This is a genomic window from Plesiocystis pacifica SIR-1, from assembly GCF_000170895.1.
GTDB classification, from domain to species: domain Bacteria; phylum Myxococcota_A; class Polyangia; order Nannocystales; family Nannocystaceae; genus Plesiocystis; species Plesiocystis pacifica.
The window spans coordinates 198,326-213,513 of sequence record NZ_ABCS01000002.1; the positions used below are offsets into that span (position 1 = coordinate 198,326).

The 15,188-nt window shown below is 71.0% G+C and carries 12 protein-coding genes; 3 read left to right on the top strand and 9 right to left on the bottom strand.

Going from position 1 to position 15,188, the window contains the following annotated elements:
* Positions 1–4: 4 nt before the first annotated feature.
* The 5 genes from PPSIR1_RS02000 to PPSIR1_RS02020 form a co-directional block, all read right to left on the bottom strand.
* Positions 5–925 (bottom strand): TylF/MycF/NovP-related O-methyltransferase, encoded by a 921-nt coding sequence (locus tag PPSIR1_RS02000; RefSeq protein ID WP_006969300.1) that lies wholly within the window; start codon positions 923–925, stop codon positions 5–7.
* Positions 922–1,695, bottom strand: a complete 774-nt coding sequence (locus PPSIR1_RS41580; protein WP_086000927.1) for a Coq4 family protein — start codon at positions 1,693–1,695, stop codon at positions 922–924. Before PPSIR1_RS41580 ends, PPSIR1_RS02000 begins: the two co-directional genes overlap by 4 nt.
* Before the next feature lie 397 nt (positions 1,696–2,092).
* Complete coding sequence (locus PPSIR1_RS02010) at positions 2,093–3,121, bottom strand: oxygenase MpaB family protein (RefSeq protein WP_006969304.1); 1,029 nt, start codon at positions 3,119–3,121, stop codon at positions 2,093–2,095.
* 15 nt (positions 3,122–3,136) lie between these two features.
* Positions 3,137–3,772 carry a TetR/AcrR family transcriptional regulator gene (locus PPSIR1_RS02015; protein WP_006969305.1) on the bottom strand — a complete coding sequence of 212 codons (636 nt, stop codon included), beginning with the start codon at positions 3,770–3,772 and terminating at the stop codon, positions 3,137–3,139.
* A 56-nt stretch (positions 3,773–3,828) separates the two neighbouring features.
* Complete coding sequence (locus tag PPSIR1_RS02020) at positions 3,829–5,187, bottom strand: FAD-binding oxidoreductase (RefSeq protein ID WP_006969306.1); 1,359 nt, start codon at positions 5,185–5,187, stop codon at positions 3,829–3,831.
* 118 nt (positions 5,188–5,305) lie between these two features.
* On the opposite strand from PPSIR1_RS02020, the gene PPSIR1_RS02025 reads away from it, so the two are divergent.
* Positions 5,306–6,025 (top strand): hypothetical protein, encoded by a 720-nt coding sequence (locus PPSIR1_RS02025; protein WP_006969307.1) that lies wholly within the window; start codon positions 5,306–5,308, stop codon positions 6,023–6,025.
* Between the two features lie 14 nt (positions 6,026–6,039).
* On the opposite strand, the gene PPSIR1_RS02030 is transcribed toward PPSIR1_RS02025, so the two are convergent.
* Positions 6,040–7,248, bottom strand: coding sequence for an FAD/NAD(P)-binding protein (locus tag PPSIR1_RS02030; protein WP_045115196.1), 1,209 nt, complete (start codon positions 7,246–7,248; stop codon positions 6,040–6,042).
* 111 nt (positions 7,249–7,359) lie between these two features.
* Here PPSIR1_RS02030 and PPSIR1_RS02035 point away from each other — a divergent pair, with 111 nt between their 5' ends.
* Positions 7,360–7,785, top strand: coding sequence for a Fur family transcriptional regulator (locus PPSIR1_RS02035; protein ID WP_006969309.1), 426 nt, complete (start codon positions 7,360–7,362; stop codon positions 7,783–7,785).
* 1 nt (position 7,786) lies between these two features.
* Positions 7,787–8,833, top strand: a complete 1,047-nt coding sequence (locus PPSIR1_RS02040) for an alkaline phosphatase D family protein (protein ID WP_086000928.1) — start codon at positions 7,787–7,789, stop codon at positions 8,831–8,833.
* Between the two features lie 263 nt (positions 8,834–9,096).
* Here the strand turns inward: PPSIR1_RS02040 and PPSIR1_RS02045 are convergent, their stop codons facing one another.
* From PPSIR1_RS02045 to PPSIR1_RS02055, 3 genes are all read right to left on the bottom strand, one after another.
* Positions 9,097–12,258: an efflux RND transporter permease subunit gene (locus PPSIR1_RS02045; protein WP_006969311.1), complete on the bottom strand. Its 3,162-nt coding sequence runs from the start codon at positions 12,256–12,258 to the stop codon at positions 9,097–9,099.
* The gene (locus PPSIR1_RS02050; RefSeq protein WP_006969312.1) at positions 12,248–13,687 is read right to left on the bottom strand and encodes an efflux RND transporter periplasmic adaptor subunit; all 1,440 of its coding nucleotides are present in this window, start codon (positions 13,685–13,687) and stop codon (positions 12,248–12,250) included. Before PPSIR1_RS02050 ends, PPSIR1_RS02045 begins: the two co-directional genes overlap by 11 nt.
* A gap of 150 nt (positions 13,688–13,837) precedes the next feature.
* Positions 13,838–15,127 carry an FG-GAP repeat domain-containing protein gene (locus tag PPSIR1_RS02055; RefSeq protein WP_006969313.1) on the bottom strand — a complete coding sequence of 430 codons (1,290 nt, stop codon included), beginning with the start codon at positions 15,125–15,127 and terminating at the stop codon, positions 13,838–13,840.
* Positions 15,128–15,188 lie beyond the last annotated feature (61 nt).

Here is a 15,188-nt window from a genome sequence, read left to right on the forward strand (position 1 = left end):
CTTGCTACCCTTTCGGCAGGCGCCACACGGCGCTCTGCCCCACGCGCTCGAGGGGGCGGCCGTCACCGACGCGAGCGCGGAACTCGTCCGCTGCGCGCCGCTCGCCGAAGCCCTCGAGGTAGTAGTCATCGAAGATGATGGTGCCTCCTCGCTGCACTTTTGGGTAGAGGTGTTCGAGGGTGTTCTTGGTCGCCGTGTAAAAGTCGCAGTCTATGCGCATGAGCGCGATTGTCCCGACGGCGTCGAAGGGGAAATCGGGGGCGATCAAGTTGCCGCGCACGAACTCGACCCCGTCGAGACCCACGCCCAGAGCCCGGAAATTGTCCCGGATCTCGGGCACCGAAGTCCGCACGCCCTCGGTGCCGAAATACTCCCGGGCGAGGTCGAGGGCGGAGACGATGATGCGGTCGTCGACGGGGTCCTCGTCGTCGATGACCCGCAGATCCATGGTGTCGTAGAGGTCCAGGCACAGCACGCGCCGCCCGTCCCCCAGGCTCTCGAGCACGGCCTTGGCGATCATGCTGCTGCCGCCCTTCCACACGCCGACGTCGACGATGTCCCCGTCCACGCCCGCGCCCACGACCGCCGCGCACTCGCGGGCGAGGCTGTCCATGAGCTCCGGCTTGAGCATGGAGTAGACCTGGACGCCGCTGAGCTGCAGGTAGTGGAGCATCAGCACGCTCTCGAGGTAGGTGTCGAGGACCTCGGGCGCGAGCGCCCGACCCTCGGCGGCGATCAGGGCCTGGATCCTCTGGCTGAGCGCGGCGTGGTCCCGTCGCTTGCGCCACAGGATCTGCGCGACGAGGCGAGGGTAGCGAAGCGGCGAGCGGTAGCGGATCGGCGACAGGCGTCGAAACAGCGCCTCCACGGCGGGCGCGAGGGTCTGAGAGGTAGACGGGGCGGGGGTCGAGATCAGGGCGTTCATGCGGCGCTCCGGGTTTGGGTGGCGTAGGGCGAGCGGAACTTGGCGGCGTCGGGGTGGCGGCGCGCGACGGGGTAGCGGTCGCCCACGGGGACGACGCCGTAGCGCGCGCGCAGCTCGTCGAGGGGGACCTCCCACAGCGCCTCGAAGCGGACGCAGTGCAGCGAGCGCGCGGCCTTCCCCGAGCGCCACGCCAGGGGCACGAGGGAGACCAGCTGGCGCCAGCTCGTGCCGGTGGCCAGCAGCTTGAGGGCGCCAAACAACACCACCAGCGCGGACAGCTTCTGGGGCAGCTGGGCATACTGGAAGGTCTGCAGGCTGACCTCCTCGTAGACCTCGGTGCCGAGGCCCAGGAAGATGTGGCGCATGTCGTGGCTCGAGCGGTAGCGGGCCTTGGCGTACTCGGTGTCGTCGTCCCAGCGCAGCCGCGAGGGCTGGAGCTCGACGTCTTCGATGAGATCGTTGACGTAGAAGTGGTGCCAGACGGTGTAGCCAAAGCTGTCGATGGGCAGGCGGCTGAAGTACTCCCAATCCGCGGCCGCGCAGGTCAGCAGCGCCCGATCTTCCATGAGGCTCTGGCCCTCGGTGTCGGCCCACATGTGCGCGGCCGCCTCGGCGAAGGCGGGCCCGTCGAGGTTGTCCTGGATGCCCGCGAGGTCGTCGAAGCTGTAGTCGGGCCAGCTCAGGAAGAGCACGCGGGAGCAGTGGTGGAGCACGGCGCGCGCGCGCGCGAGCAGGCTCGGGGCTCGGATTGGAGTTGGGGAAACGCGCATGGCTGGGCGAGTCGACTCGACACGGCGAGTGCGGGGATGACGATTTGCAATGACCACACCAGGCTCTCGGGCGCACGAATGTCGCGCCCCCACGACGCGCGAAAGGGCGCGACTCGGCGGCCGCACCCAACCAGCGCTTCTCGCCTTCGAACTACCGGCCCGTCACGCGACCCCCGCCTTCCTCCACGCGAGCACCGCCTTGCTGCGCTCGAAGCACGACTGCGAGACGAGCACCACAGCTGCGAGTCTCGCAGCGCCCTCGTCGCGACCTGCGAGGGCCGCCCCCCGACCGCTCAGCTGGGCTGGCGCGCCGGCATCTTCCAGTCGTTGCGCAGCTGATCGGGGAGGTCGAAGCTGGGCCGCGTGCCCACGCGCGGCAGGCCCAGCAAGCCGCGGATCAGCCGGTGCCCAAACCATGCGGCGACCCGGGCGGACAGGGGCCCGAGATCCTGGAGCCCGTCGGCGACGCTGACCAGTCGGCGATAACGACCGAGGAAGATCCGCGTCCAGTTCGCCGGCGGCACGCCCAGGGTGTCGGCGACCGCGTCCCCGCACGCGAAGCGCAGCATGGTCGCGTTGATGCCGTCAAACAATCGCCCGGGGACGAGCCGTTGGCGAACGCGAGCAACGCCGCGGTCAGCTCCTCGCCCGCCAGGGAGGGCGGATGCTCGACCTCGCGGATCCGCTCCCACAGCGCCAGCCCGTCCTCCAGGTCATGAAAGAGCAGGTCCTCGCGCACACCCATGATGTAGCCGACCACGTTCCAGCAGTGGATGTAGGCGTCGCACTCGTCCTTGCTCAGGTCGACGCCGAAGCGGCGCATGGTGTCGAGGACGAGGATCGAGAAGCCGCCCAGGGTGCCGATCATCTCGAGCTGGTTGATGGGCGAGCGATTCGGCAGGGCCCAGTTGTCCCCCTCGAGCAGGTGGGTGCGAATCGCCGCGTGCAGCAAGCGAACCCGCTGGGCCGAGCGGACGCCCCGACCCTCGGGCCCCAGGCCGCCGGGGCTCATGACGTCGACGGTGAAGTGCACGGTCTCGAGCACGCGCTGGCGGGTCAGCACGTCGAGGCGGCCGGTGCGGTGGAGGACGTCGGCCCCGTCGGCGCCCGCGTAGCACTCGGGCAAGGAGCGGTAGAGCAGCGACTGCATCGCCGGCACGCCGTAGCGCACGAACAGGGTCTCGCCGGCCTCGATCTTCGCGGGCTCGGCCCACTCGGGCAGGTCGTCGGTGTCCTCGAAGTAGGCGCGCACCGGCTCGGGCAGCTCCTCGGGCACGGGCTCGAGGTTGTGCGTCAGGGTCCGCATCAACGCGTTGATCGCGTCGAGGCGCCCGGACTCCAGCACCGCGGCCGCGACCGCGTCGGCGCTGGGGTCCATCTGCAACAAGAGCTCGTCGATGAGGGAGTCGGTCCACTCGTGGGCCATCGCAGGCCCAGGCTATCACCCTCCCTGCCGCTCCCCTGCCCCGCCGACGAGCAGGGCCACGCTCTCGCGCGCGAACTTCCGCAGCGCGCGGCGGCTGTGGCCCGCCCGCGCGCGCACCGAGAGGCTGTGGAGCACCGCCACCGCCACCGCCCCTCGCGGACCCGCCGAGCCCTCGGGGATCTGGCCCGCGGCCTCGGCCTGGCGCATGCGCTCGCCGAGCAGCCCGTCGAGGCGGCCGATGGTGCCGCGCATGCGCTCGCGGACGACCTCGTCCCTCGCCGCCACCGCCCCCGCCGTGCTGACCACCATGCAGCCCAGCTGCGGCGCCTCGCTGGCGGCGTCCTTGCTGGCGAAGTGAAGGTCGAGGCCCGCGAAGAAGAACTTGGTCAGCGCGCGCTCGAGCTCGGGCTCGCCCATCAACACCCGGCCCATGGAGTCGCGCATCATCCCCTCGTAGCGCTCGAGGGCCTGGGTATAGATGGCGTGCTTGTCGCCAAAGGCGGCGTAGAGGCTCGGCCGCTTCATGCCCGTCACCTCGCACAGGTCCGTGAGGCTGGTGGCCGCGTAGCCCTTCTCCCAAAACAGGCGCATCGCGGCGTCCAGGGCGGTGTCCGGGTCGTACTGCCGCGGGCGTCCTCGGGGGCGGGTCATTAATATACTGTCTGGCATAAAAGTGCGCAGAGGTCCACCCCCGCCGTCCCCACCAGCTAGTCGAGGCGCAGCAGGCGGGCGAAGTGCGGGTTGGTGAAGCGCCCGCTCGGATCGCCCTCGCGCACGGCCGCTCGCTGCTGAGCGAGGCGCTCGCCAAACGCGGCCTCGACCTGCTCCGGCGTCAGCGCGGGGCTCTGGTTGAGCAAGGGCTTGCCCCCGTGGCTGTGGCAAAAAATGTTGAACGCCGCGTTGAAGCGGTCCCAGTCCGGGCCCGCGAAGCCCACGGGGTCGATGGTCAGCACCGGACCCTCAAAGGAGTAGGACAACAGCGCGTGCTGGCTGGGGCTCACGCGGTAGCCCACGGTCAGCAGCTCGGGGCGGTAGCCGTGGACCTCGAGGTGTGCCCGGCAAAAGGTCTGGTAGGCCCGGAGAGTGTCCGGGTAGTCCTGCTCCGGGAAGGCCCAGATGTTGAAGGTGAAGCAGGCCAGCTTGGGTCGGTAGCGGTAGCGGGTGATCTGGTCCGAGGCGCGCGTGCTCCGGGCCCGGAGCGTGAGCGCGAGCAGCAGCCGCGACATCGCGTCGAAGGCCCGCATGACGGCCAGGCGCAGGCCCCGTCCAGGGACCAGGGCGAGGGCGCGGACGAACAGGGGCACGGCGTAGGCGACCCCGAAGTTGCGCACGCGCCACACGAAGGGGTTGCGCCACGCCCTGGCCTTGGCGGGGCCGCGCAGCTGCGCGGTGATCCGGTCGGCGAAGGGGAAGATGTAAAAGGCCAGGGAGCCCTCCCTGGCGCGCAGCTCGGGCAGGGCGTCGAGGAAGGCCTGGGTCGAGTAGTTGCGGTGGACCACCGCGACGGGCTTGGCCCGCCGGACGCGGAAGGTGACCTCCACGATGACGCCCATGAGGCCGTAGCTCGAGCGCAGGGCCCGGAACAGCTCGGGCTGGTCCTCGCCGATCTCGACGAGCTCGCCCTCGGCGTCGACCATGCGCACGGCGCTCACGAAGGCCCCGGCCTGCCCGGCCTCGCCCGGGTAAGAGCCGTCCTTGGTCGCGCAGCAGGCCGCGCTGCCCAGGGTGATGTTGCCGATCTCGAGGGCGACGTGGAACTCCAGCCCGCGCGCGCGCAGGGCCTCGGCGACGTCGATGTACTCGGCCCCGGCCTCGGCGCGCACGCGGGTCTCGGTGATCTCGAGGACGCGGTTGAGGCCGCGCATGTCGACGAGGGTCCCGCCGTCGGCGACGGCGCAAGCCGTGGTCGAGTGGTAGCTGCCCATGGGCCGCAGCGGCGAGGGGTAGCGCGCGCGGTCGCGGACGATCTCGACGACCTCCTCGACGCTCGTGGGCCGGGCGAGCGCCGCGGGCCGCGTCTCGAGGGAGTCGCTCCAGTTGCGGATGGGGCTCGGCGTGTCGGGCATGGCTCGCTCGGCGTCCAGGCCCAGGTTAGCACGGCCACATACGCCGGATCTCGAATTTTAAAATACCGACTTGCATAAAATTATCGTCTCGCTATTTTACTGCGAGACGGTACAAAAAATGAGCGCGCCCCTCCCCTACCCCGCCCCGACGCACCACGACCCCATCCAGGCCCTGCTCCCCGACCTCTACTGGGTCCACGGCAGCGTCGAGTTCCGCCCTGGCCGCTTCCTCAGCCGCAACATGGCCATCGTCAGGCGCGGGCGCGAGCTCAACCTGATCAACGCCGTGCGCCTGTCCCCCGAGGGCGAGCGCGCGCTGCTCGAGCTCGGCGACATCGCCCGGGTCGTGCGCATCGGCAACTTCCACGGGCTGGACGACCGCTACTACGTCGAGACCCACGGCGCGCAATTTTGCTGCCTCCCCGGCGAGCAGCACTACGCCGAGCCCAAGGCCGACGCCCTGTTTGGCCCCGACAGCCCGCCCTTCGCCGGGGCCGCGGTCCACGTGTTCGAGGGCGCGACCTTCCCCGAGTGCGCGCTGATCCTCGACCAGGACGGCGGCGTGCTGCTGACCTGCGACGCCCTGCAGTACTGGAACGATTGGAGCAACTGCAGCCCGGGGATGAGCGAAGGCGCGGCGCAGATGGGCTTTTCCCTGCGCATGCTCGTCGGGCCTCCGTGGCTGCGCTCGGCCACGCCCGAGGGCGGCTCGATCGAGCCTACCTTCCGCGCGCTGCTCGACCGCGACTTCGACCACATGCTCGGCGCCCACGGGGGCTTCTTCCGCGGCGGAGCCAAGCGGGCGGTCACCGAGGCCATCGACCGGGCGTTTTGCTGAGCGCTCCGCTCCGATCACAGGCTCGCGCTGCTGCGCTGGCCCTCGCTGCGGACCAGATCGACGAGCCGATCCCCGGTCCGCCGGGCCCCGGCGATGTTCCGCGCCGAGGGCCCGAGCTCGAGCTCCGCGAGCGGACCGGTGACGTGGACGCGCGGGTGCCAGCGCAGCGCCGGATCGACCAGGGGGTAGCCACACTCGGCGCAGGGCAGGCCCGCGCGCTCGACGAGCCTGTCGATCATCGCGCCCCCGGGCCGCCGGCTCTCGAAGCCCGTCGCCAGGAGCACGCGGTCGACGGACAGCTGCTCCCCCGTCGACAGGCTCAGGCGCAGGCTGCCTCGCCACTCGCTCAGGAGCTCGACGGCGGCCTCGCTCCAAGAGGCCTGTCCGGCCTCCTGAGCCTGCTCGATGCGGCGACGCAGCGCCGGCGGCACGGAGCCGCGATGGCGCGCCGCGGTGATCAACGCGCGGCGGCGGTCGGGATCCTGCTCGCGCAGGAAGCCGGTCATGAAGCGGGGACCGAGCCAGCCCGGGTCGCTGTCGAACTGGCGCTCGCGCAGGTGGTGCCGGGCGAGCAGGTGGACGTGGTGGCCCTCGGCGATCAGCCGCAGCGCGATCTGGACCGCCGTGATGCCCCCGCCCACGACCCCGACGACCTGCGCCCCGAGGCCGAACTCGGCGGCCGAGGGCCACGCGAAGCCGCGCTCGAACACGTGGCGGACCCGGGCGTCGCCCCGCGGCGCCCACTCGGGCCAGGCCGGCTGCTCGCTCACGCCCATGGCCAGGATCACCCGCTGAGCCTCGATGGTGGAGCCGGCCTCCGTCTCGACCTCGACGCCTCCGCAGCGCAGCTCAACCCCCGTGGCCCGGCCGCGCACGTGGAGCTCGTCGAGGCCGTAGGTCTGGATCACCTGATCGCAGTGGGCGTCGAACAGGTGCAGCGCGGGTCGGTCGTAAGGCGGCGCGAACAACCCCGGCGGACGGCTGCGGGCCTTGCCAGCGAAGCGCTTGAGCGACCAGGGATCGATGGCCAGGTGATGCACCGAGGGCGAGCGCAGGTGCTTCATGCCGGTCACCGACGTGCACGCTCGCCAACGCCCGAGCAGGGCCGCCTCGGGGTCGAGGATGCACACGGACTGGCGAGGCACCCCCGCCTCGCCCACGAGACGCGCCGCGAGGTGCACCCCGTGGAGACCCCCTCCGATGATTAGCCAGCGTAGTTGCATCGTCCGCCTCACTCGCCTTCCCCTCGAGTGCTCTTGCAAGCTATTTGCAAGACTTCAGATGCAAGTGACTTGCGGTGCGACCCGCCGCTCTCCTACCCTGGAGGCCGAGCCGTGATCCTCTCCGACGAACAAGCCCGCGCCCTCCTCCGCGAGTCTGGACTGCGCAGCACCGCCCCGCGCGTCGCCGTCTTGCGCGTGCTCGCCGACGCCGACGGGCCCCTATCGCACAGCGAGGTCCTCGCCCACCTCGGCGACACCGACTGGGACCCTGCGACGATCTACCGAAACTTGGTCAAACTTCGCGACGCCGAGCTGGCCACCGTCAGCCGCCTCGCGGGGATCGATCGCTACGCCCTCGCCTCGGAGGAGGGCGCCCACGAGCACGCCCACTTCGTATGCGACGACTGCGGCCGCGTCGCCTGCTTGCCCGCCGAGCTGACGGCCAAGCTCCAGATCGACGGGCGCTGGGCCAACTCGGTGCGCGCCGCCTCGGTCCAGCTCCGCGGCGAGTGCCCCGAGTGCCTGGCCGGCTCCTGACATGTTCCGTCGCCGCCAAGTCCTCCTTGGAGCCGCCGCCCTCGCGGGCTGCCGCCGAGCCGCGTCCGCGCCCACCATGCCGGCCATGCGACCTGTGGACCCCAGCCGCGTCCCGCTGCGCATCGCGTTCGGGAGCTGCAACCACGAGTACGCGCCGCAGACCCACTACGACGCCATCGCGGCCCAAGACCCCGACCTGTGGATCTGGCTCGGCGACAACGTCTACGGCGACACCTCCGACGACCGGGAGCTGCGCGACAAGTACGCGCAGGTCCTCGGCGCCCCGGCCTATCGGCGCTTCGTCGACCAGGTCCCCGTGGTCGGGACCTGGGACGACCACGACTTCGGCCAAAACAACGCGGGCGAGGAATTCGAGGCGCGGGCCCAAAACCAAGCGGCGATGCTGGACTTCCTCGGCGAGCCGGCCGACTCCCCTCGGCGCCGCCAGGCGGGGGTCTTTGCGAGCTACGACCTGGGCGCGGCACCCCACAAGGTCCGGGTCATCCTGCTCGACGGGCGCTCGCACCGAGAGCGCCCGTCGGTCACCGCCGACACCCTCGGCGAGGACCAGTGGCGCTGGCTCGAGGGCCAGCTGCGCCACTCCGACGCCTCGGTCCACCTGATCGGCAACGGCTACCAGTTCCTGCCCGAGGACCACCCCAACGAGACCTGGGCCAAGTTCCCCGAGGCCCGCCGGCGCCTGTTCGCCCTGATCGCGCAGACCCAGGCCCCCGGCGTCGTGTTGCTCAGCGGCGATCGCCACCACGCCGACATCAGCGCGACCCAGCAGGGCCCCCTGGCCTACCCGCTCCACGAGCACACCGCCTCGGGCCTGACCCACGCCAGCGGGCTGAAGGAGACCAACCGCTACCGCGTGGCCGAGCAGTACAGCTCGGAGAACTTCGGCATGCTCGAGCTCGACTGGGAGCGCGGGCGCGTCGAGCTGCGCACCCACGCGATCGACGGCAAGCTCGAGGTCCTGCACGGCCTCGAGCTCGCCGCCCTCGGCAACCCCTGGTACGGCGCGGACGCCTTCGACGCCGAGTGAGTTCTGTTTTGCCCCCACAGCCGCCTGGGACCGGGGGCGCTTCGTCGCTGTCCGCTCCTCCGCTTTGGCTTGGTGGGCAATGGAGTTCGTGCCTTTGAGAGGGCATGTGGTCGCCCCCGCAAGCGGGGGCGTGGATTCGTTGACAGTCTCTGAGTCGTGGATGTGGGGAAGGGAGGGCGTGGCGTCGTCCACGACGGCTAAAATAGTCAGAGACTGTGATTTACTCACAGTCTCTGACTCGTGGACGTGGGGAAGCCCTGAGCTCAGTCTTCGGGCTCCGGTCGCTGCTCCGCGCTCAGCAGCAAGTAGAGCGCCGGCGTGGTGATCATCGCAAACACGCTCGCGGCGAGCAGGCCCCAGATGATCGCCGAGGCGAGCGGGTACCAAAGCGGGGCCGACAGGGCGAGCGGGACCATGCCCGCGAGGGTCGTGGCCGTCGTCGACAGGATCGGGCGCAGGCGCCTCGCCGCGCCGATCGCCGCGGCCTCGGCCACGCTCGCGCCCTCGTCCCGGACCTCGTTCATCGTCGAGATCATCACGATCGAGTCGTTGACCACGATGCCCGTCAGCGAGATGACGCCGATGAGCATGGGGAAGGAGATGGGCAGCTGCGCGGCCACGAAGAAGGCCAGCGTGCCGATCAGGCCCATGGGCACCGCGACCATCATGATGAAGGGCTGGGAGAAGGAGTCGAACTGGATCGCGAGCACGGCGAAGACCAGGAAGACCGCCAGGACCAGCATCTTGCCGGCGTCGCCGAAGGTCTCGGCGGTGCTGTCCGCCTCGCCGCCGAAGCGGTAGCGCGTGCCCGGGGGCCAGTCGGCCTGCATCTCGTCGAGGATCGGGGTCATCGCCGCGAACACCTCGCTGGCCGTGACGCCGTCCTGAACACGACTGCTGACGGTGATGGTCCGCCGACCGTCGCGGTGGGTGATGGCGATGGGCGCCTGCACGAACTCCGGCTCCGCGACGGCGCCGATCGGCAGCTGCAGGCCCTGGGGCGTGTGGATCTGCAGGCTCTGCAGCTCCCAGCGGTTGGTCGGCCCGCCCGGCTTGCCCACCCGGCTCGGCCAGGCCCGGCCCACGACCACGTCGATGTCCTCCTCGGTCCCGCCGACGGGGAAGGTGATCACAGGGTCCTCGGCCATCTGCACCCGGACCTGGCGGGCCAGGTCGTCGACGGTGAGCCCGTAGAAGTCGAGGGCCTCGCGGTCGGGCTGGACGTGGGCGGTGAGCCGCGCGGGGCCCAGGTTGTCGCGGACGTCGACGGCCCCGGGGATCTGGGCCAGGGCGGCCGCGACCTCGTCCCGGACGGCCCGCAGCGCGTCCATGTCGTCGCCGATGATCTCGATCGCCACGGGGTCGTCGGCCGAGGCCCCGCCGGTGTCGAGGCTGAGCAGGACCGTCGCGCCGGGGCACGCCGAGCGCCCGGCGTCGAGGGTCGCGCGGACCTCGTCGAGCAGCTCGAAGGCGTAGCGATCGCGCTCTTCGAGGGGCACGAAGCGGGCCGAGAAGCCGACGAAGTAGCGGTCCTCGCTGGGCATGATGCCCGACAGCGCCATCGGGCTCTTGCGCCCGACGAACTTGGTCACGCTCTCGAAGTGGGGCAGGCCGCGGAGCTCCTCGCCGACCACGTCGGCGCAGGCCTGCGAGTCGTCGAGGACGGCGTCGGGGGCCAGCTCGATGGTGATCCCGAGGTCGCGGCCGTCGTCCGAGGGGAACAGGTTCGCCGGCAGGGTGGTCGCCCCAGCCAGGGCGACCACGAGCAGGCCGATCGAGGCCGCCACGAGCAGCCCCGCCCGCACCTTGGACACGACCACGAAGCGGCGCAGCTTGTCCTCGAGCCAGCCCGAGGCCCGCTCACTGAGTTGGTCGATGCGGCTCGGCGGCGCGTCGGCCTTGCGGCGGAGCAGGAACTGGGAGATCGGCACGCACACGAACAGCGCGACCACGAAGCTGAGCAGCAAGCAGACGATCGCCGCCGTCGGGATCAGCCGGATGAATTCGCCGGTGATGCCCCCGATGGCCATGAGCGGGGCGAGGGCCAAAATGGTCGTCAGCTGCCCGGCGAAGGCCGGCGCCGCGTAGGCCCGGATCGTCGCCATCGCGGCCGTGGCGAAGCTCTCCTTGCGCCCGTAGATGCCCTCGTGCATGCCCTCCATCATCAGGATGAACACGTCCACGAGCAGGCCGAGGGCGAGGATCATCCCGACGATGACCATGTTGTTGAGGGTGAAGCCGAGGAGCCACACGAACAGCAATGCGCCGCCGAAGGTCACCGGGATCGCCAGGCCGGCGATCAGCGCCTCGCGCCACGACAGGGCGACCAGCAGCACCAAGAACACCGCGACCGTCGCCTGCCAGGCGTTGGTGAACACCGAGTTGAGCTCGTCGACGATGTCGATCGAGCCGTCGGTGGTGATCGCGTAGTCGAGGCCCGCGGGCCAGGCCCCCGAGGCCGCGAATTCCTCGATGGCGCCGCGCACCTCGTCGACCACGGCGATGGTGTCGGCGCCGGGCAGGCGGGTCACGGACACGTCGATGGCGGGGGCGAACGCGGCCCCCTCCCAGCTGAGCTCGGCGCGGCTGAGCTCGCGCTCGAGGCCCATCTCGACCTCGGCGATCTCGGACAGGCGGACCACCCGGCCCTGGCCCACGCGGGTGATCGGCAGGGCGCGCAGGCTGTCGATGTCGCGAAAGCGCCCGTAGAGCACGACCACCGCGCCGCCCTCGGGGGACTCGTAGCGGTCCCAGGGCTGGTCCACGCTGAAGCTGCTCAGCCGCCGCTGGACCTCCGTGGGGTCGAGGCCGAGCTCGGCGAGGCGGCTCATCAGCAAGCGCACGCGCACGACCTGCTCGCGGTAGCCGCTGAGGTTGACCTCGTTGACGCCGCGGACCTGCTCGAGGCGGCGCTCGAGCTCCCGGGCCGCCCGCGAGCGCGCGCCCTCGTCGATGTCGCCGTAGAGCGCCACCGAGACCACGGGCCGATCGACGGTCGAGACCTCGTTGACCGTGGGCTTGTCGACGTCGTCGGGGAACTCGGCCGCGGCCGCGTCGACCTTGGCGCGCAGGTTGGCCATGGCCTCGCCCAGGTCCACGCCCGCGTCGAACTCCACGGACACCTGGCAGTAAGAGTCGAAGCTGGCGCTGTCGAGGTACTCGAGGCCCTCGAGGCCCTTGAGCTGCTTTTCGAGCTCGACGGTGACCTGATTCTCCATGGTCGCCGGGTCGGCGCCGCGCCAGCGCACGACGACGTTGGCCTTGGGGATCTCGAGGTCCGGGGAGGACTCCTTGACCAGGCTGCCGAAGGCCACGAAGCCGCCGCCGATCAGCCCCGCGATCAGCAGGATCGCCAGGGTCGGGCGCACGAACAGGAAGTAGGCCAGGCCGCGGGCGGAGGGCCGGGGCGCGCCCTCACTGGCCATCGGTGCCCTCGCCAGTCTCGCCAGCCTCGCCCGCCGCTTCGGCCGCGACGGCGTCCCCTTCGGGCTCGGGCACGTCCTCGTCCTCGGGGTTCGGCAGCCGATCCTCGCCCACGACCTCGACGCGGGTGCCGTCGGCGATGGCGTGGCGTCCGGCCGTGACCAGGCGCTCCCCCGGGGCCACGCCCTCGCGCACCTCGATGCCGATCATGTCGCGCACGCCCAGTTGGAGGCTCCGCGCCTGCACGGTGCTCGTCGCCTCGTCGACGACGAAGGCCCGCGGCCCCGACTCCCCGCGCACGATCGCGTCGAAGGGCACGATGACCGTGTCCTCGACGATCTCCGTGATGATCCAGCAGGTCACGAACTCGCCGTCGCGCATGCCCTCGGCCCCCGCGGTGGTCCGCAGCTTGACCTCGACGGTGCGCGAGCTCGGATCGACCGAGGGGCTCACGGCGTAGACCTCGGCGAACACCGGCTCGAGGCCCGAGTCGAAGATCGAGCGCTCGCCCGCGGACACCTCGGCGATCTCCGCCCCGCCGAGCAGCAGCGCCGTCTGCCCGCGCTCGATGGCGTCGGCCTCGTAGGCCGGGATGTGCACGGTGACCTCGAAGGCGCTCGGGTCGATGATGACCACCGGCGCGACACCGAGGCGCTCGCTCTCGCTGCGCCCCGACAGCGAGCCGGCGAAGTAGTAGTCGCCCTCGCGGACGTTGAGGTAGGCGACGACGCCGTCGAAGGGCGCGAAGATCGAGGTCTTCTCGAGGCCCAGGCGCGCGCGCTCGAGCTCGACTTGTTGGGCCTCGGTGCCCGAGCGCGAGGACTTGGCCCGGGCCCGGGCGCTGTCGAGGGAGGCCTTGGCGCGATCGCGGCGCGAGCGGGCGTCGTCGAGCTCGGACTGCGAGGACACCTTGGCGTCGAACAGGGCCTCGACCCGCTCGTACTCGCTCTTGGCCGTCTCGTACTCCGTGCGCGCCGAGTCCACGTCGGACTTGCCCGCGGCCTGGTCCCCCTCCGTGCGCGCGAGCTCGGCCTCCCGAGCCGCGACCGCGGCCGCCTCGTCCCGGCTGTCGAGGCTCATGAGCAGCTGCCCGTGGCGCTCGCCCGAGACGGCGTCGGGACCCCGGACGCGGTCGCCGACCTGCAGCGGCCGGCCCTCGGCCGACTCGGCGATGTAGGCCACGCGCCCGTCGGCCTCGAAGGTCAGCAGCTCCCGACGGACCGCCTGCGCCGTGCCCTGGCCGTAGATCCAGCTGCGCGCCGTCCCCTTCTCGGCTCGATGGGCGCGCACCTGCGAGGGGCTGGCCTCGGGGGCGGCCTCCTCGGCTGCCGGGTCGCCGCACGCCGTGGACAGCGAGGCCGCGAGCGCGACGGAGCCCAGACGGAGAACCAGACGAACAGAGGCGAAGTTGGGGGGAGAGAACCCAGCCATCCCAAGGCTTGTCCGCATTTCGCGCAGAGGTGTCAAGGACAGCTGGGTGACTCCTCCCACCGAGCGACCCTGCTCTCGGTTCACGAGCTGAATGCTGGGTTCTCGGTCAAACCCAAAAGCGCTGCTTGCGGCAGCAACTCTCCGCAACCCTCAGTCCGCCTGGGAGAACAAGATCGTCAAGTTGTCGTCGTCCGCGTTCGCCGTGACGATGTCCGGCAGCCCGTCCTCGTCGAGGTCTGCGACCAGCACCGCGCTCGGGCGCTGGCCCACGGGGAAGACCAGCGGCGTCCCGAAGCTGAGGTCGGGGCCCCCGAGCAGCACCCCGACCTCGTCCGCGACCTCGTCGGCGTAGATGATGTCCAGCGTACCGTCGTCGTTCATGTCGCCGACCGCGAGGTGGTCGGGCTGGCCGTCGACGTCGATGAACACGCCGTTGGGCAGGACGCCGTCGATGAGGTCCGCGAACAAGATCAGCTGCTCGTCGGCGGCCGAGCTCACGACCAGATCGAGGACCGGGTTGGCGTCGAGGCTGGCGAGGATCAGATCGCTCGCCGGCCCGCCCAGGCCCAGCTCCGCCTCCTCGAGGTAGGGCGGATCGGGCAGGAAGTAGATCAGGCTCGCCGTGGTGCCCTGGTCCGAGATCGAGATGAAGTCCGAGTAGGGGTCCTGGCTGATCATGCCGGCGGCGACGGCCTTGGACGGGGCGGGGGTCGGGTAGGCGTCGAGGTCGCTCGAGATGCCCGTGCCGGTGCCGTGGGTGATGAGGATGCCCAGCTCGTCGCTCGCCCCGATCACGCTCTCGGCCGTCGAGTCGAGGGTGAAGTTGCCCTTCGCCATGTCGAGGACGGGGGCGCCGAGCTCGACGACTTCGGGGTCCTCGAAGGCCACGGCGCTGCCGGTGTTGAGCAGGATGACCAGGCTGTCCGCGCAGCCGACCATCAGGTCGACGCCGCCGTCGTTGGCCGCCTCGGGGTCGACGTCGAGGGCCGCGAGGCTGGCCGGTCCCAGGGCCCCGCCCAGGCCGTAGAAGGTCGGCGCGTCGAAGTCTCCCTCGCCGAGGGCGTGGAGCACCGCGACGTTGTCGCCCCCGGCGTTCGCCGTGATCAGATCCTCGCGGCCGTCGCCGTCGATGTCCGCGAGGGCCAGGTCCACGGGCTCGAAGCCCGCGCCCACGGACACGCCCACGCTCAGGCACAGCGGATCCCGGCAGCCCTCGGCCGTGGTCTCGGTGTCCGCGCTCGCGTCCGACTCGCCCTCCGAAGAGGTGGTCGTCGCCTCGTCGCTGCTGCTGTCCTCGCTGTCCCCGCTCGAGCTGTCCGCGTCGGACTCCGTCTCCGTCGGGCTGACCTCGTCGTCCCCCGGCGAAGGCTCCGCGCCCGGGTCGTTGAAGCAAGCCGCGAGGGTCAAGGGCAGGAGGCAAAGGTAGAGGGGGGCGCGCATCGAGTCGAGCTTAGTGCACCTCGGGCACCGAGGCGAAGCGCCTGCGACACCCAGGGCCCCA

Bases quoted from the DNA above. Each gene is read 5' to 3' on its own strand.
- PPSIR1_RS02000 (WP_006969300.1), bottom strand. From the start codon at position 925: ATGAACGCCCTGATCTCGACCCCCGCCCCGTCTACCTCTCAGACCCTC.
- PPSIR1_RS41580 (WP_086000927.1), bottom strand. From the start codon at position 1,695: ATGCGCGTTTCCCCAACTCCAATCCGAGCCCCGAGCCTGCTCGCGCGC.
- PPSIR1_RS02010 (WP_006969304.1), bottom strand. From the start codon at position 3,121: ATGGCCCACGAGTGGACCGACTCCCTCATCGACGAGCTCTTGTTGCAG.
- PPSIR1_RS02015 (WP_006969305.1), bottom strand. From the start codon at position 3,772: ATGACCCGCCCCCGAGGACGCCCGCGGCAGTACGACCCGGACACCGCC.
- PPSIR1_RS02020 (WP_006969306.1), bottom strand. From the start codon at position 5,187: ATGCCCGACACGCCGAGCCCCATCCGCAACTGGAGCGACTCCCTCGAG.
- PPSIR1_RS02025 (WP_006969307.1), top strand. From the start codon at position 5,306: ATGAGCGCGCCCCTCCCCTACCCCGCCCCGACGCACCACGACCCCATC.
- PPSIR1_RS02030 (WP_045115196.1), bottom strand. From the start codon at position 7,248: ATGCAACTACGCTGGCTAATCATCGGAGGGGGTCTCCACGGGGTGCAC.
- PPSIR1_RS02040 (WP_086000928.1), top strand. From the start codon at position 7,787: ATGTTCCGTCGCCGCCAAGTCCTCCTTGGAGCCGCCGCCCTCGCGGGC.
- PPSIR1_RS02045 (WP_006969311.1), bottom strand. From the start codon at position 12,258: ATGGCCAGTGAGGGCGCGCCCCGGCCCTCCGCCCGCGGCCTGGCCTAC.
- PPSIR1_RS02050 (WP_006969312.1), bottom strand. From the start codon at position 13,687: ATGGCTGGGTTCTCTCCCCCCAACTTCGCCTCTGTTCGTCTGGTTCTC.
- PPSIR1_RS02055 (WP_006969313.1), bottom strand. From the start codon at position 15,127: ATGCGCGCCCCCCTCTACCTTTGCCTCCTGCCCTTGACCCTCGCGGCT.